The 16,978-nt window shown below is 72.3% G+C and carries 14 protein-coding genes; 11 read left to right on the forward strand and 3 right to left on the reverse strand.

What is annotated here, in order from left to right; translation table 11 throughout:
* Positions 1–18 precede the first annotated feature (18 nt).
* Entirely contained in the window at positions 19–495 is a 477-nt protein-coding gene (locus AB0P41_RS10895) for a hypothetical protein (RefSeq protein WP_356712384.1), read from the reverse strand.
* Positions 496–497: 2 nt separating this feature from the next.
* A complete protein-coding gene (locus tag AB0P41_RS10900; RefSeq protein ID WP_103516013.1) occupies positions 498–857 on the reverse strand; it encodes a hypothetical protein in 360 nt (119 codons plus the stop codon).
* 575 nt (positions 858–1,432) lie between these two features.
* On the opposite strand from AB0P41_RS10900, the gene AB0P41_RS10905 reads away from it, so the two are divergent.
* From AB0P41_RS10905 to AB0P41_RS10940, 8 genes are all read left to right on the forward strand, one after another.
* Positions 1,433–2,503, forward strand: a complete 1,071-nt coding sequence (locus AB0P41_RS10905; RefSeq protein WP_365931384.1) for an ATP-binding cassette domain-containing protein — start codon at positions 1,433–1,435, stop codon at positions 2,501–2,503.
* Positions 2,500–3,171: a methionine ABC transporter permease gene (locus tag AB0P41_RS10910; protein WP_356712388.1), complete on the forward strand. Its 672-nt coding sequence runs from the start codon at positions 2,500–2,502 to the stop codon at positions 3,169–3,171. The genes AB0P41_RS10905 and AB0P41_RS10910 overlap by 4 nt, the downstream gene beginning before the upstream one ends.
* Positions 3,172–3,237: 66 nt before the next feature.
* A complete protein-coding gene (locus AB0P41_RS10915; protein WP_356712726.1) occupies positions 3,238–4,104 on the forward strand; it encodes a MetQ/NlpA family ABC transporter substrate-binding protein in 867 nt (288 codons plus the stop codon).
* A 142-nt stretch (positions 4,105–4,246) separates the two neighbouring features.
* Positions 4,247–4,885 (forward strand): GNAT family N-acetyltransferase, encoded by a 639-nt coding sequence (locus AB0P41_RS10920; protein ID WP_356712390.1) that lies wholly within the window; start codon positions 4,247–4,249, stop codon positions 4,883–4,885.
* Between the two features lie 117 nt (positions 4,886–5,002).
* Positions 5,003–6,217: a precorrin-6y C5,15-methyltransferase (decarboxylating) subunit CbiE gene (gene cbiE / locus AB0P41_RS10925; RefSeq protein ID WP_356712392.1), complete on the forward strand. Its 1,215-nt coding sequence runs from the start codon at positions 5,003–5,005 to the stop codon at positions 6,215–6,217.
* Positions 6,218–6,549: 332 nt separating this feature from the next.
* Complete coding sequence (cobT, locus tag AB0P41_RS10930) at positions 6,550–9,786, forward strand: nicotinate-nucleotide--dimethylbenzimidazole phosphoribosyltransferase (protein ID WP_365931385.1); 3,237 nt, start codon at positions 6,550–6,552, stop codon at positions 9,784–9,786.
* Between the two features lie 252 nt (positions 9,787–10,038).
* Positions 10,039–11,286 carry a uroporphyrinogen-III C-methyltransferase gene (cobA, locus tag AB0P41_RS10935; RefSeq protein ID WP_356712396.1) on the forward strand — a complete coding sequence of 416 codons (1,248 nt, stop codon included), beginning with the start codon at positions 10,039–10,041 and terminating at the stop codon, positions 11,284–11,286.
* Positions 11,287–11,290: 4 nt separating this feature from the next.
* Positions 11,291–12,115 (forward strand): RNA methyltransferase, encoded by an 825-nt coding sequence (locus AB0P41_RS10940; RefSeq protein ID WP_365931388.1) that lies wholly within the window; start codon positions 11,291–11,293, stop codon positions 12,113–12,115.
* Here AB0P41_RS10940 and AB0P41_RS10945 read toward each other — a convergent pair.
* Complete coding sequence (locus AB0P41_RS10945; RefSeq protein ID WP_365931390.1) at positions 12,088–13,455, reverse strand: serine/threonine-protein kinase; 1,368 nt, start codon at positions 13,453–13,455, stop codon at positions 12,088–12,090. The two genes, AB0P41_RS10940 and AB0P41_RS10945, sit on opposite strands and share 28 nt — an antisense overlap.
* Positions 13,456–13,660: 205 nt before the next feature.
* Between AB0P41_RS10945 and AB0P41_RS10950 the strand changes: the two genes are divergently transcribed.
* The 3 genes from AB0P41_RS10950 (at position 13,661) to AB0P41_RS10960 (ending at position 16,903) form a co-directional block, all read left to right on the forward strand.
* Complete coding sequence (locus AB0P41_RS10950) at positions 13,661–13,906, forward strand: hypothetical protein (RefSeq protein WP_356712402.1); 246 nt, start codon at positions 13,661–13,663, stop codon at positions 13,904–13,906.
* Positions 13,907–14,301: 395 nt separating this feature from the next.
* Complete coding sequence (locus tag AB0P41_RS10955; protein ID WP_365931392.1) at positions 14,302–15,099, forward strand: IclR family transcriptional regulator; 798 nt, start codon at positions 14,302–14,304, stop codon at positions 15,097–15,099.
* Between the two features lie 124 nt (positions 15,100–15,223).
* Entirely contained in the window at positions 15,224–16,903 is a 1,680-nt protein-coding gene (locus AB0P41_RS10960; RefSeq protein ID WP_365931393.1) for an OPT/YSL family transporter, read from the forward strand.
* The last annotated feature ends 75 nt before the right edge of the window (positions 16,904–16,978 follow it).

The following is a 16,978-nucleotide window of genomic DNA, read 5'->3' on the forward strand; positions in this document are numbered from 1 at the left end:
GCTCCCGTACGCCCCGCGTCAGGCGGTACGCGCGCGGCGCAGCCAGATCATCCCGGTGACCGGCAGGATCACCGGGATGAGCAGGTAGCCCATGCCGAATCCCGACCACACCGTGCTGTCGGGGAAGGCGGACGGCTCCAGGAGCGTCCAGGTCCCGACGATCAGCACGCCGGCGAGCTCGGCGGCGCAGCACACCAGCGCCGCCCTGCGCGCCTTCTCCCCGCCCCTCACCAGCGAGTACGTGATGAAGCCGTACACGACGGCGGCGACGGCCGAGAGGACGTAGGCGAGCGGGGCCTTGCCGAAGTCCAGGATCATCTCGACGATCGAGCGGGAAGCGGCGGCCACGGTGAACACCCCGTAGAACCAGACCAGCACCCGTCCCGGCCCGGTGCCGAGGTCGAACTGCTGCTTCTGCTGCGGGGTGTTCTGCTGCGGGGTGTCGGTCTGTCGGGCCGGGGACGCGGGCTTCCCCGTGCGGTCGGTGTCGCTCAAGGTCAGTTTCCCCAGATGTCGTAGAGCCGTACTTCGAGGACGGCGAGCACGACGGCACCGGCCGCCACCGTCACCGAACCCCAGCGGGTCCGCTCCGACAGCGACAGGAAACCCGCCGCGGGCACGGCCGCGAACGCGCCGATCAGATAGGCGATGAAGATCGTCATGCCCTGGTCGGGCCGCTCACCGCGCGCCAGTTGCACGATCCCCACGAGCAGCTGCGCCAGCGCCAGCACGGACACGACCGCCATGCCGATGAAGTGCCAGTCCTTCGTGGGCTGGTCCCGGTAGGCGGCGAATCCGCACCAGGCGGCGAGGGCGAGCGCGGTCACGGCGACCGCGACCGTCAGGGCGTCAAGCATGAAGCGAGGGTATTACGGCCGGGCGGAGCCACCGCGTGCGGGCCCGGACCCCCGGCGGACGCGGGCGGTACCCGGGAAGCGTGGCCTTTGCCACAGGGTGCGCACAGCGCGATCGGCCCGCCGGTGGTGTGACGGGTGGGCCTGCTCGCGTTTCTGCAGGTCAGGCCGGTGTGTGAGGAGATCCCTGCCGCAGGGGGTGCGTATCCACCACTGTCCGCTATGCGGACACGGGGGGTCTGCGGAACGTTACGTCTGTTTTACTTGGGCCCATGACCACGACGAGCTACCGCAGCCCTGCGACCGAGGCGATCCCGACGCCCGGTGCTCGTTGTATGTGTCGAATGCGCGCCTTCTGAGGGCCCCCGCCTGAGCCTCGCGCCCCGAAGCGAGACCGGGTCCGTGCTGTCCGCAACCGACGGACCGAGCCGGCCCGCCCATGTCCCGCGCCCAGCGGCCCCGCCGCGGCCGGGTCGTGCGGAGACTCCCACCGGTCGACCACTGAGAACAGTCTCATCAGACGAATGCCCCGTGCCCGGCGGACACCGCGCCGTGCACTCGACAGTGACGGAAACCCTGTGATCACCACTTCGGGCCTCACGAAGGTCTACCAGTCACGCGGCCGAGAGGTCACCGCCCTGGACGGCGTGGACCTGCACGTCCGCGAGGGCGAGGTCTACGGCGTCATCGGACAGAGCGGCGCCGGCAAGTCCTCCCTCATCCGCTGCGTCAACCTCCTCGAACGCCCCACCTCGGGCACCGTGACGGTCGCCGGACAGGACCTCACCGCCCTCGCCGGCCGTGGACGCCGCGCCGGCAAGGAACTCCGCCGGGCGCGCAGCCGCATCGGCATGGTCTTCCAGCACTTCAACCTGCTGGACTCGCGCACCGTCCGCGACAACGTCGAGCTCCCCCTGGAGATCCTCGGGATCTCCGGACAGGAACGCACCCGCAAGGCGCTCGAACTCCTCGACCTCGTCGGTCTCGCCGACAAGGCGAAGACCTACCCCGGTCAGCTGTCCGGAGGCCAGAAGCAGCGTGTCGGCATCGCCCGCGCCCTCGCGGGCGAACCGAAGGTGCTCCTCTCCGACGAGGCGACCTCCGCGCTCGACCCCGAGACCACCCGCTCCATCCTCCAGCTGCTGCGCGACCTCAACCAGGAGCTCGGCCTCACCGTCCTGCTCATCACGCACGAGATGGACGTCGTCAAGACCGTCTGCGACTCCGCCGCACTGATGAGGAAGGGCCGCATCGTCGAGTCGGGCACCGTCGGTGAGCTGCTGTCCACCCCCGGCTCCGAGCTGGCCCACGAACTGTTCCCCGTCGGGGGCACCGCCTCCGGCCCCGGCTCCACCGTCGTGGACGTCACCTTCCACGGCGAGGCCGCGGCCCAGCCGGTGATCTCGCAGCTCTCCCGGACGTACAACATCGACATCTCGATCCTCGGTGCCGCGATGGACACCGTCGGCGGCAAGCAGATCGGCCGCATGCGCATCGAGCTGCCCGGCCGCTTCGAGGAGAACGTCGTACCGATCGGCTTCCTGCGCGAGCAGGGCCTCCAGGCCGAGGTCGTGGACGGCGCTCCCGCCGGCGCCACCGACATCCCCTCCCAGACCCCCGCCGCGATCACCAAGGAGGTGGCGAAGTGACCTGGTCCGAAATGCAGCCACTGCTCTCGCAGGGAACCATCGACACCCTCTACATGGTGCTCTGGTCCACGCTCGTCACCGTCGTCGGCGGACTGCCGCTCGGCATCCTGCTGGTCCTCACCGACAAGGGCGGACTGCTGCAGAACATGGTGGTGAACAAGGTCATCGGCGTGATCGTGAACATCGGCCGCTCGCTGCCGTTCATCATCCTGCTGATCGCCCTGATCCCCTTCACCACCTGGGTCGTCGGTACCTTCATCGGCCCGTCCGCGATGATCGTGCCGCTCGCCATCGGCGCCATCCCCTTCTTCGCGCGGCTCGTCGAGACGGCGGTGCGCGAGGTCGACCACGGACTCGTCGAGGCCGTCCAGTCCATGGGCGGGTCCGTCCCGACGATCGTCCGCAAGGTCCTGCTGCCGCAGGCGCTGCCCTCGCTCGTCTCGGGCGTCACCACGACCGTGATCGTGCTCATCGGCTACTCCGCGATGGCGGGCGCGGTGGGCGGCGAAGGACTCGGTTCCAAGGCCGTCACCTACGGATTCCAGCGGTTCGACAACCAGTTCATGCTCATCACCGTCGTGCTGCTGATCGTCATCGTGACCGTGGTCCAGCTGATCGGCGACGGAGCCGTACGCCTGCTGGCCCGCCGGGGCCGCACCTCCTCCTGACTTCTCTCCCCCATGAAGCCCGAACTCCTTGTCCGGGCGCACCACCACCAGAAAGAGGCACTCTTCGTGCGTAAGAACATCAAGATCACCGCTGCCGCCGCCGCGGCCGCCGCCCTCGCCCTCGGCCTCAGCGCCTGCGGTACGGACTCCGACCCGGCCGCCAAGGGCGAGACCGGTGCGAACGCCGACACCTCCAAGGCCCTCGTCGTCGCCGCGTCCCCGACGCCGCACGCCGACATCCTGAACTACGTCAAGAAGAACCTGGCGGACAAGGCCGGTCTCAAGCTGGAGGTGAAGGAGTTCACGGACTACGTCCTGCCGAACACCGCCACCGAGAACGGCCAGGTCGACGCCAACTTCTTCCAGCACAAGCCCTACCTGGACGACTTCAACAAGAAGAACAAGACCCACATCGTCCCGGTGGCCGACGTCCACCTGGAGCCCCTCGGCCTCTACTCCAAGAAGGTCAAGGACGTGAAGGACATCAAGGCCGGCCAGACCGTCGCCGTCCCGAACGACACCACCAACGAGGGCCGCGCGCTCCAGCTGCTCGCCGAGAACGGGCTGATCAGCCTCAAGGACGGCGTGGGCACCAACGCCAAGCTCAGCGACATCACGGACAAGAAGGGCCTGGAGTTCAAGGAGATCGAGGCCGCGACCGTGCCCCGTGCCCTGGACGACGTCGACGCCGCCGTCATCAACGGCAACTACGCCATCGAGGCCGACCTGAAGCCGGGTCAGGACTCCCTGGTGCTGGAGAAGGCCGACGGCAACCCGTACGCCAACTTCCTCGCGGTCAAGGACGGCAACGAGGACGACCCCCGGGTCCAGAAGCTGGTGAAGCTCCTGAACTCCGACGAGGTCAAGAAGTTCATCGAGGACACCTACGAGGGCGCCATCGTCCCCGCCTTCGGCGAGCCCGCCAAGTCCTGACACCCGGGCTCCACTTGCCCCACGAGCCCCGCACGCCCGCACCAGGGTGTGCGGGGCTCCGCCGTGCGGACCCGGCCATGCGCATCCACGCCCCGATGCTGCATGCTGGTGGCTTTACACGGTCTTCTGCATGGAGCTGCGCATGACTACCACCTTCCCGTCCATCTCCATCAGCACGGACAGGTTGGTGCTGCGCCCCTTCGACATGGCCGACGTCCCGGCGTACATCGAGATGATGAACGACGAGCTCGTCACCGCCTGGACCGAGGCCCCGTACCCCTACACCCAGGTCGACGCCGAACGCTGGGTCCGCAGGATCGCCCCGGCCGAACGCTCCCAGGGCAACGGCATCGTCTTCGCCGTCACCGAGTTCCTCACCCAGCGCCTCGTCGGTTCCGTGCGGCTCCTCAACACCGACCGGCGCACCCTGGCCACCGAGGTCCGCTACATCACCGCCCCCTGGGCGCGCGGTGAGGGCTACGCCACCGAGTCCGTGCTGGCCCTCGCCGAATGGCTCTTCCGCGACCAGGGCTTCGAACGGATCGAACTGCGCACGCCCGCCGGGAACACGGCCTCCCAGCAGGTCGCCCAGAAGCTGGGGTGCATCAGCGAGGGAGTCCTGCGGAACGCCCGCATAGCCAGGACCGCCACCGAGGACGGAGGCTGGGCCGACATCAGGACCGACCTCATCGTGTGGGGACTCCTGCCCGAGGACCTGGAGGGCGTCGCCGAGCAGCTGGCCGACGCGGGCGGCTACGGCACGTACAACGACTGGAACTGACCTCCCGGCTCCGGGAGCCCCCGGCGGGGCGTTGGTACGGACCGGCTACGCTCACCCTTGCTCCGCGCACCCCGCGGGGACATCCCCGCCTGCTCACACTCCAGGAGACTGACGACGATGGCCGACCGGGTCACGGTGATCGGCTGGGACGGCTCGCCACTGACCGACGCGGCCACCGCCGCGCTGTCGGCCGCCACGCTCGTCGCCGGCGCCGCGCACCACCTCGCGCTCCCCGAAGTGCCCGGGCGCGCGGAACGGATCCGCCTCGGCAGCGTCGACCTGGCCGCCCGCAGGATCGCCGGGCACCGGGGGAGCGCCGTGGTCCTCGCCGACGGTGACCCCGGCTTCTTCGGCGTCGTACGCACCCTGCGCAAGCCCGAACACGGGCTGGAGGTCGAGGTCGTCCCCGCCGTCTCGTCCGTCGCCACCGCTTTCGCCCGCGCCGGAATGCCGTGGGACGACGCGCAGACGGTCGTCGCCCACCCCCGCACCCTGCGCCGCGCGGTCAACGTCATCCGCGCCCACCACAAGGTCGCCGTACTCACGTCCCCCGGCGCCGGCCCGGCCGAGCTCGCGCTGCTGCTCGAAGGCGTCCACCGCACCTTCGTGATCTGCGAGGAGCTCGGCACGGCGCGCGAGCGGGTCACCGTCCTCACCTCCGACAAGACGGCCGACCACACCTGGCGCGACCCCAACGTCGTCATCGCCATCGGCGGTGGTCCCGAGACCACCGCCACCAGCGCCTGGATCGCCGGCCGCCGCCCCGAGGGCCCCCGCGGCTGGGCCCTCGCGCCCTCGGTGTACGGCGGCGCGGGGGAGACCGGCGAGGGGGAGTTCCCGGGGCTGCGCGCGGCCCAGCTGGCCCGTCTCGGACCGCGCACCGGCGATCTCGTCTGGGACATCGGCTCCGGCAGCGGCGCGCTCGCCGTGGAGGCGGCCCGTTTCGGCGCCGCGGTGCTCGCCGTGGACAGCGATCCCGACGCCTGCGCGCGTACGGCCGCCGCCGCCCGCGCCTTCCAGGTCGGCGTCCAGGTCGTCATGGGCAGCGCCCCGCACGTACTGGAGAGCCTGCCCGAGCCCGATGTCGTACGGATCGGCGGCGGCGGGGTGCCCGTGGTCACGGCGGTCGCGGACCGGAGGCCGGAACGCATCGTCACCCACGCCTCCAACAGGGACGAGGCGGAGGCGCTGGGCGCGGCGCTCGGTGAGAACGGATACACGGTCGAGTGCGCGCTGCTCCAGTCCGTCGAACTGGACACCTCCGTCTGGGCGGAACGTGAACGGTCCGTGGTGTTCATGCTCTCCGCGGTGCGTTCCGACCTCGCCCCCTGAAGTGTTCGCGGGGGAGCGCGAGGTAGGCTGACCGATTGTTGTACCGCGCCCGGCTGTTCGACGGTTCGTTCGTCAATGTCCGGAAACGTGGACCGTTTTGGTCCGCGATGTGGTACGGCGTAACCGGGGGACGCGCAACGTGGCGCAGTCCACAGCGAGCCGAGGCAGATCTGTCTGTCGCGGCGGCGAACCGCCGCGAGAATGTATACCTCCGCGCGCGTTTCGTGCCGCGCGGGGAGCCCGCTCGTTCTAGTTGACGAGCACCGGCGTGCCGTGGTTCGGGCATCCCGGGCGAAGGGCGAAGGAGCACTGACGATGGGCGAGGGGTACGCATGACTGACACCGGCCAGATCCCGGGCGAGGGACTGCCGGAGAACGCAGGCATGGTGGAGCAGCCGGGCGTCCCCGTCCCGGACGCCTACACCTACCTCGAACCCTCCGAGCACACACCAGAGGACGACGACCTCCTTCTGATGCCCGCCTCCCAGGGGGCCTGGAGCGACGCCCCGGCCGCACCGGCGGGCCTGCCCGAGCAGACCCCGGCGCACGCACCGGTCCAGGTCCCGGTCGCGGCCGCGCCGGCCCGGCGCCCGCTGCACCGCGGTCCCACGTCCACCGAGGCGCCCTCCTACGGGGGGACACCGACCGGCGGAGTGGTCCGCTCTCTCGCGGACCGGGGACCGGCCGGCCCGCAGCACCCCGTGCCCGTGCGGCACGCGGGACCGCCGACGACGGGGCCCGAGTACTTCGACGTCCCGGCGGACGACGCGTCGACGCTGCCCGGCCCGCAGCTGGGCGAGATCCCGCCCCAGGGCGCGCCCGCGTGGGGCGCGCCGGAGCCGGCCGTGGCACCCGGGGCGGTGACTCCTGCGGCGGAGCCTGTGGCACCCGCCGAGCAGCATGTCGAGCCCGTCACGGCTGCCGCGCCCGCCGAGCCGGTCGAGCCCGTCGCGGCCGCCGCGCCCGCCCCGCCCGTCGCTCCCGTCGCTCCCGCAGAAACGGTCGCTCCGGAGCCGGTCGCGGCCGTACTTCCGGAGGCGCCCGCCGAGCCGGTGGAGGAGCGTTCCGCCGAGGCCCCGGCCGAGGTCCCGGCGTCCGTACCGGTCGACGCTCCCGACGAGGAGCCTGTCGACGCTCCCGTCGAACCGCCCGTCGAGGCCGCCGCCCCGGCTGAGCCGGTGGGGCAGTTCGTGCCCGTGGAGGGCTCCGTGCCGACGGCCCCGCACCTTGCCCCGACCCCCGCCGGCGGAACCGCCGTTGCCGAGCCCGAGCCGGTCGCTGTCGTCGAGCCTGTCGCCGTTGCCGAGCCCGAGCCGGTGGCCATTGCCGAGCCGGTGGCCGTTGCCGAGCCGGTGGCCGTTGCCGAGCCCGAGCCGGTGGCCGTTGCCGAGCCCGTCGCCGTTGCCGAGCCCGAGCCTGTCGCTGTCGTCGAGCCCCCTGCGACGGAGCCCGCACCGGTCGTGCCCGAGGCCGTGGAGGTCCCGGAGCCGGCCGTCGTCGCCGAGCCGGTGGCGGAGCCCGAGCCGGTTGCCGAGCCCATCGCCGTACCGCAGGCCGGACCCCAGGTCCTGCCGGAGCCGGAGCCCGGCACAGGACCCGAGATCATCGAGACCCCCGAGGCCGTGGTCCAGGCGGCCCCGGAGCCGGAGACCGCGGAAGTAGAAGCCGAGCCGCTGGTGGCTGAGGCCCCGGCGGTCGAGGCCCCTGCACCTGCCCCTGCCGAGGAAGCTCCCCAGGAGGCCCCTGCCCCCGCCGAGGCGCCGGAGGAGACCGAAGCAGCCGAAGCCGTGGCCGAAGCAGCTCCCACCGAGGCCGCCGAGGCCGAGGTTCCCCCCTCCCTCCCCGCCCCCGGCTACGACGACGCCGAGCGCGAAGCCGTCCTGCGGGTCATGCGTGAACGCCGCGACATCCGCAACGGCTTCCGCAGCGACCCCATCCCCCACGAGGTACTCCTCCGCGTCCTGGAGGCCGCGCACACCGCGCCGAGCGTCGGACACTCGCAGCCCTGGGACTTCGTCGTCATCCGCTCCGCGGAGACGCGCCGTTCCATGCACGAACTGGCCCAGCGTCAGCGTGAGGCGTACGCCAAGTCGCTGCCCAAGGCCCGGGCCAAGCAGTTCAAGGAACTGAAGATCGAGGCCATCCTCGACACGCCCGTGAACATCGTCGTCACCGCCGATCCCACCCGCGGCGGCCGCCACACCCTGGGCCGGCACACCCAGCCGCAGATGGCCCCCTACTCCTCGGCGCTCGCCGTGGAGAACCTGTGGCTGGCCGCCCGCGCGGAAGGGCTCGGTGTCGGCTGGGTCAGCTTCTTCGACGAGCGGGAGATGGTCCGGGCGCTCGGCCTGCCCGAACACCTCGAAGTCGTCGCCTACCTCTGCGTCGGATACGTCGACGAATTCCCCGATGAGCCCGAACTGATGCAGGCGGGCTGGGCCAAGCGCCGCCCGCTCTCCTGGGTCGTCCACGAGGAGACGTACGGCCGCCGCGCCCTGCCGGGCGAGGAGCCGCACAACCTCCTCCAGGAGACCATCGCCGGCATCCGCCCGCTGGACGCCAAGGCGCTCGGTGAGGCGTGGGAACGCCAGAAGCGGATGACGAAGCCCGCCGGCGCGCTGGGGATGCTGGAGATCATCTCCGCGCAGCTCTCCGGGCTCTCCCGGCTCTGCCCGCCGCCGATCCCGGAGCCCGCCGCCGTCGCGATCTTCGCCGGTGACCACGGGGTGCACGCCCAGGGCGTCACGGCGTGGCCCCAGGAGGTCACCGGCCAGATGGTCGCCAACTTCCTCGGTGGCGGAGCCGTCTGCAACGCCTTCGCCGCCCAGGTCGGCGCCGAGGTCTGTGTCGTCGACGTCGGTGTGGCGTCCGAACTCCCCGCGACACCCGGCCTGCTGCCCAGGAAGGTCCGCGCCGGCACGGCCGACTTCACCACGGGCCCGGCCCTCACCCGCGAAGAGGTCCTCGCGGCCATCGAGGTGGGCATCGAGACCGCCCGCGACCTGGTGGCAGCAGGGAACAAGGGCCTGCTCACCGGCGAGATGGGCATCGCCAACACCACCGCGTCGGCCGCGCTGATCTGCGTCTACAGCGGCCTGGACCCGTCGGAGGTGACCGGGCGCGGCACCGGGATCAACGACGAGATGCACGCCCGCAAGGTCGATGTGGTGCGGCGCGCCCTGGACCTCCACCAGCCCGACCCGACGGACCCCATCGGCGTACTGGCAGCGGTCGGCGGCCTGGAGCACGCCGCCATGGCGGGGTTCCTGCTCGGCGGAGCATCGCTCCGTACGCCGGTGATCCTGGACGGTGTGAGTGCCGGCGCCGCCGCGCTGGTCGCCCGGGCGATCGCCCCCGAGGCGCTCGCCGCGTGCATCGCGGGACACCGCAGCGCTGAACCCGGCCATGTCGCCGCGCTCAACAAGCTGGGCCTGCGCCCGCTGGTCGACCTGGACCTCCGCCTCGGTGAGGGCACGGGCGCGCTGCTCGCGCTCCCCATCGTGCAGAGCGCCGCCCGCGCCATGCACGAGGTGGCGACGTTCGACTCCGCGGGCGTCACGGAGAAGTAGCCGCCACGTGCCCGGACGCGCCCGACCGGCCCGTCCGGGCACCACGCGGCCCCGTGCCGGCACGCCCTGGTGCGGCCGGCCGTCCCCGGGCCTCCGGGCCCGGGGACGGCCCGTCGTGCGGCCCTGGTGCCGTGCCCGCCACCCCGTATCGTGGTCCCACGCGTCACCGCCTCACCCAGCCCACGTCACCGCCGCTCCACCGCCGCAGCGGCCCGCAGCACACCGCACCCTGCACGAGGAGCCCGCACGACCATGGCCGAGCATGACGATCACCCTGCCTACCCCGTCGGACTGCGCCTGAACGGGCGCCGCGTCGTCGTCGTCGGCGGCGGCCAGGTCGCGCAACGCCGGCTGCCCGCCCTCATCGCGGCCGGGGCCGACATCACCCTGGTGTCCCCGTCGGCGACGGCGTCCGTCGAGGCGATGGCCGACACCGGCGAGATCCGCTGGGAGCGCCGCAGGTATCAGGACGGCGACCTCGCCGACACCTGGTACGCCCTCGTCGCCTCGTCCGACGCCGCCGCCAACGACGCCGCGTCCGCCGAGGCCGAGCGCACCCGCACCTGGTGCGTCCGGAGCGACGACGCGGAGGCGGCCACCGCCTGGACCCCGGCCACCGGCCGCAGCGAGGGCATCACGGTCGCCGTCCTCACGACCACCTCGCAGGGCCGCGACCCCCGGCACTCCGCCGCCGTCCGCGACGCGATCGTGGAGGGCCTGCGCGACGGCACCCTCGCCGCCCCGCACCACCGCACCCGCGCCCCCGGCGTCTCGCTGGTGGGCGGCGGCCCCGGCGACCCCGACCTGATCACCGTCCGCGGCCGCCGGCTCCTCGCCGAGGCCGACGTGGTCATCGCCGACCGCCTCGGCCCCCGCGACCTGCTCGACGAACTCCCGCCGCACGTCGAGGTGATCGACGCCGCGAAGATCCCGTACGGCCGGTACATGGCGCAGGAGGCGATCAACCAGGCGCTGATCGACCACGCCAAGGCCGGCCGGTCCGTGGTCCGCCTCAAGGGCGGCGACCCGTTCGTCTTCGGCCGTGGCATGGAGGAGGCACAGGCCCTGGCCGCCGAGGGGATCGCCTGCACGGTCGTCCCCGGCATCTCCAGCTCGATCTCCGTGCCGGGAGCGGCGGGCATCCCCGTCACCCACCGGGGCGTCGCGCACGAGTTCACTGTGGTCAGCGGCCATGTGGCGCCCGACGACCCGAGGTCCCTGGTCGACTGGAAGGCGCTCGCGCAGCTGCGTGGCACCCTGGTCCTCCTGATGGCCGTCGACAAGATCGGCGCCATCGCGCAGGCCCTCATCGCCCACGGCAAGGCCCCCGGCACACCGGTGGCCCTGGTCCAGGAGGGCACCACGGCAGCCCAGCGCAGGGTCGACGCGACCCTCGCGGACGTCGGGGAGAGGGCCGTCGCGGAGGAGGTCCGCCCTCCGGCCGTCATCGTCATCGGTGACGTCGTCGCCGTCGGCACGGACCAGGACCGGAAGCAGTAGACCCGTGGCCGAACTCATCACCGTCGACGACCCGGACGACCCGCGCCTGGCCGACTACACAGGACTGACCGACGTCGAGCTCCGGCGACGGCGTGAACCCGCCGAGGGCCTCTTCATCGCCGAGGGCGAGAAGGTGATCCGGCGTGCCGGGAACGCCGGGTACGAGATGCGGTCCATGATGCTCTCCGCCAAGTGGACCGACGTCATGCGCGATGTGATCGACGAGGCCACGGCACCGGTCTACGCGGTCACACCGGCTCTCGCCGAACGCGTCACCGGCTACCACGTGCACCGCGGGGCCCTCGCCTCCATGCAGCGCAAGCCGCTTCCGGACGTCCGCACGCTGCTGTCCCCGGAGCGGGGGGACGTACGGCGGGTCGCCGTGTTCGAGGACATCGTCGACCACGCCAATGTCGGAGCGGCCTTCCGCAACGCCGCCGCGCTCGGCGTGGACGCCGTCCTGCTCACCCCGCGCTGCGCCGACCCGTTCTACCGGCGGGCGGTCAAGGTTTCCATGGGGTCCGTCTTCCACGTTCCCTGGACCCGTCTGACGTCGTGGCCCGAGGACGTCGGCCTGCTGCGCGAGGCGGGATTCACCACCGCCGCGCTCTGCCTCAGCGACACGTCGATCACCCTGGACGAACTCGTCGCACAGCACCACGAGAAGCTGGCGCTCGTCTTCGGCACCGAGGGTGACGGCCTCACGCCCGGGGCGCTCGTCGCGGCCGACGCGCACGTACGCATCCCGATGGACGCCGGAGTCGACTCGCTCAACGTCGCCGCGGCCTCCGCCGTCGCCTTCTACGCGACCCGGGTGCCGTCCGCCTGAGCCTGAGCCTGAGTCCGATCCGCCCCGTGCCCCTGCGCGGGGCGGACGGAGGCCCCGTCGTACGTCTGTGACGACGGGTCCCCCAGCCCGCGCGCAGGGCCCTGGCAGCCCTGGGCGGCCGCGATGCCCAGGGCGACGAGCAACGTCACCACGACGAAGACGACGAGCCGCTGACGCAGCAGCCGCGGGTTGGCCGGCCTCCGCTTCCCGCCCTTGCCCGCCGAGGTCGTCCGGACGCCGGGCCTCGACGCCTGCCTGCCGTTCGTACCCTTGGGCCCGTGAGGCTGCTGACCGGAGCGTGGGCCACCCCGCGTCGTCCGCGACTGCGAACCGCCCGTACGGGGGGCCGCCTGACGCGACGACGCGGGGCGCCGGCCTCCTGGCGCGCGTGACTCCTGGGCGGGCCCGCCGGCCGTGCGCCGGGTCGCCTGTTCGGTGTACGGGCCCTCCATGCGCCCGGTGGGCCGGTCCAGCTCCTGCGCGCTCCGCTGGGCGGGCGGACGGCGCTCCTGCAGCCCCTGCGCCTCGCGCGCGGCGATCTCCTTGAGCCGCATGGAGAGCTGCAGGGTGCTCGGCCGCTCCTCCGGGTCCTTCGCCAGGCAGGCCCGTACGAGGGGGGCGAGCGCGTCGTGCACATCGAACAGATGCGGTTCCTCGTGCACCACGCGGTAGAGCATCACCTCGGAACTCCCGTGCCCGAAGGGTGAGTCCGCCATCGCCGCGTAGGCGAGGGTGGCGCCCAGCGAGAACACGTCCGTCGCGGGGGTCACCGCCGCACCGCGCACCTGCTCGGGCGCCAGGAAGCCCGGCGAACCGACGGCCGTCCCCACATGGGTGAGCGTGCTGGCCCCGGTCGCCCAGGCGATGCCGAAGTCGATGATCCGGGGGCCCTTGGGGGAGAGGAGGATGTTGGACGGCTTCAGGTCACGGTGGACGACCCCCGCCTCGTGCACCGCCACCAGGCCCTCCGAGAGCGCCGCCCCGATCGAGGCCACCTCGGCCGCCGGCAGAGGGCCCTCCTCGACGACCTTGTCGTGCAGCGAGGGACCCGGTACGTACTGCGTCGCGAACCACGGACGGTCCGCCTCCAGATCGGCGGCCACCAGCCGGGCCGTACAGCCGCCGCGGATCCTCCTGGCGGCGGACACCTCGCGCGCGAAACGCGAGCGGAACTCCTGGTCCTCCGCCAGATCGGGCCGGATCACCTTGAGCGCCACCCGCTGGCCCCGGCGGTCGGAACCCAGATAGACGACGCCCATGCCGCCCGCGCCCAGCCGCCGGTGCAGCCTGAACGAGCCGACGACACGCGGGTCCTCGCGCCGGAGCCGCATCATCGCCATCGTCTGCCCATCCCCGCTGCCGGTCCGCCTGACGAGGCACAGCTTACGTACCCGTGGCGCGGCGCGCTCAGAGGCCGCGCCCTCACCGGCCCATCGATTGTCAGTGCCCGGTGGGAGAATTGAGGAGTGGTCAGGGAGCCGGGGATCCAGGTTCCGTGACCCGTGCGAGATCTCAAAGGACCGTCGCATAAGGGGGATTGGATCAATGAAGGGCGATCGTGTGGAAATAGTCGTGGACGCGGGTGACACGACCAGGACGTACGAAGTGGTGGCCTCCAGAGCAGGCCGGAGGGTGGAGACAGCGGTCCGCCGGGGGGTGGTGGAAGTGAGTGAAGTCACCCGAAGTGGATCAGTTGTCCGTACCGCCCGCTTCATGGCGACCAGGGTGCTCGCCCTGGTCGAACAGCCGGTCCCGCGCGAGGACGCCTCCGAGCGCACCCCGGACTCCTAGCGCGCCTCCTCCGCGTCGTTCCGGCCGGCCTCCCGCCCTCCGGACCGGCCCGGACCGATCCTGACCGGCCCGGACCGATCCTGACCGGTCCGGACCGATCCGGACCGAAGATCCTCTGTGCACCGACCGCGGCGCTGCCCACCACCCGGGCGGCGCCGCGGGACCCCAAGACCTCCGTCGTGCGGTGACCCCGGACACCACCGCCCGGCGGAGGTCTTCGTGCTGCCGGAACGAAACTCCGGGACACCCTTGACACCTGGTCCGGGCACCCGCATTCTTTCGCCAGAAAACGCAACGCCGTTGCGATTTCCGCACCGACGACATCCCCGGGGCCGCCCCGGAGGACCACACGGTCGGCGCACGAACCACCCGCACGGAACGAAGGAGGCCGGCCCATGGCGGACCACGGCGCCGACACCACCCCGGTCGAAGCCGCACCCCAGGCGCCCGGCGTCCTGCAGACCGTGGACCGGGCCCTGGCCGTCCTGCTCACCTTCACCGAGCAGCGTCCCGAGTGGGGAGTCAGCGAGCTCTCCCGCCATCACGGCTGGGACAAGGCCGTGGTCCAGCGGCTGCTGACCACCCTGACCGCCCGCGCGTTCCTGATCTGCGACGACACCAGCCGCCGCTACCGTCCCGGTCCGGCCCTGTCCCGGCTCGCGCGGGTCGGCGAACACAGCGGTGTGCTGCCGTCGCTCGCCCGCCCGATACTCGCCCGGCTCCTGCGTGAGACGGGTGAGAGCGTCGTGCTCAACGTGCCGCACGGCTCCAGCTACCGCTGCGCCGCCGCCGTCGACGGCACCGGGCCCGTCCGCTACACGGCCATCATCGGTGCGGTCATGCCCGGCCACGCCGGAGCGTCCGGCCACACCCTCTTCGCGTACCACCCCGAACGCGAGATCCAGCAGATGTTCGGTCCCACGGGACTCGTCCGCTTCAACGACCGCACCATCACCGACCTGGACGCGTTGCTCACCTGCTACGCCCGGGTCCGTGCCAACGGGCACTGCGTCAGTTACGGCGAGTACGACGAGGCCGTCACCGCCGTCTCCGCCCCCGTGTTCCAGGGCGGAGCCGTCGCGGCCTCCCTCACCGTGATCGGCCCGTCCCACCGTGTGGACCGGGCCGTCGGCACCCTCGTACCGCTGGTGCGTGCCGGAGCCGCGGAGATCTCCGCGGCGCTCGGCGGCTGAACCGGCCTCAACCGCATACCGCCCGACCCCGCGACGCCCCGCGCCGCCGGTGCGCCCCGCCCTGCCCGCGCGCACCGGCGAGGGACGGCGTCTCCCCAGCCCTGCTCACCGAAGGGGGTGCCCCGTGGCGCACCAAGCCTCCGCCCCGCACCGCGAACCGCCGCCGTCCCGCTCCCTCCCCGACGACACCGGGGCCCACCCCCGGGTCTTCGAACCCGTACTGCTCGTCATCCTGGTCGTCCTCGCCGCAGTCGGCGCCGTGATCGGCATCGACCTGGTGTCCAAGCTGGGCATCTCAGCCAACACCTCCGTCGTGGGCGCGCTGGTCGCCATGCTGATCGGCCGCATCCCGCTCGGCTTCCTGCGCCGGATGCGCTCCGTGCACCGGCAGAACCTCGCCCAGAGTGCCATCTCCGCCGCCACCTTCGCGTCGGCCAACGCGCTGCTGACGTCCGTGGCCATCCCGTACGTCTTCGGACGCCAGGACCTGGTCTGGCCGATGCTCGCCGGATCGTTCATCGGTCTGCTCGTGGACGCCTGGGTGCTCTACCGGGCGTTCGGGTCCCGGCTGCTGCCCGCCGATGCCGCGTGGCCGCCCGGAACGGCCGCCGCCGAGACCATCAAGGCCGGCGACCGGGGAGGCCGCCGGGCGCTGATCCTCGCCGGCGGCACCGCCGTCGGCCTGGCCGGAACACTCCTCAGCCTGCCGCTGTCCGCCGCCGGTGTGGCCTTCCTGGGCAACGTCTGGGCGCTGATGATGTTCGGCATCGGCCTGATGCTGCGCCAGTACAGCCCCGACCTCTTCGACACCGACCTGGGAGCCGGGTTCATCCCGCACGGCGTCATGGTCGGTGCGGGCGTAGTCGCCCTGGGACAGGCCGTCCACATGCTGGTCGGCCGCCGCGCCCGCAAGAAGCAGCGGGCGGAGCGGAGGGCCGCCGAGGAGCCGGCGAGCACCCTCGCCGTGGCCGACCCGACCGTCGAGTACACCGTCGACGAGCGCGCCCTGCGGCTCGCCCTCGTCCGTGGTTACGCCCTGTTCACCGCGGGCGCCGTCGTGCTCGCCGTACTCGGCGGGCTCATCGGGGACATGAGCCCGCTCGGGATCATCGGCTGGGTCCTGTTCGCCGCCTTCGCCGCGCTGGTCCACGAGCTGATCGTCGGCCTCGCCGCCATGCAGTCCGGCTGGTTCCCGTCCTTCGCCGTCACCCTGATCTTCCTGATCCTCGGGCTCGCCATGGGCATCCCCTCGGTACCCCTGGCCCTCCTGATCGGATACGTCTCCGCCACCGGCCCGGCCTTCGCCGACATGGGGTACGACCTCAAGGCCGGCTGGCTCCTCCGCCGCGACCACCGCCCCTGGGACCCCTATGAGCGAGAGGGCCGCCGCCAGCAGTTCCTGGCCGCCCTGATCGGCTTCGCGGTCGCCCTGGCCGTCGTCGCCGTCGCCTGGCGCTCCTACTTCGGGCAGGGCCTCATCCCTCCCGTCGCGAAGGTGTACGCCGACACGATCAAGAGCGGCCTCAGCGATCCCGACGCGGTACGCACCATGCTGCTCTGGGCCGTTCCCGGCGCCGCCATCCAGCTGATCGGCGGAACCCGGCGCCAGATGGGCGTCATGCTCGCCACCGGCCTTCTCATCCTCACCCCGCAGGCCTGCTGGCTGGTCCTCGGCGCGCTGGCGGTCCGCGTCGTCTACCGCAGGCTGCGCGGCCCCGCCGCCGACGAGGAACTCAACCTGATCGGCGCCGGGGTGATCGCCGGCAGCTCGCTCGGGGACTCCGCCCAGATCCTCAAGACCTGACCCCGGGGACCCACCCCGCGGGGCCGGGTCCCTCAAGCCACCACCCGCACCACCCGCAAGGCAAGGAGAACCCCC

The sequence above is a fragment of the Streptomyces sp. NPDC079167 genome (assembly GCF_040686735.1).
GTDB lineage: Bacteria > Actinomycetota > Actinomycetes > Streptomycetales > Streptomycetaceae > Streptomyces.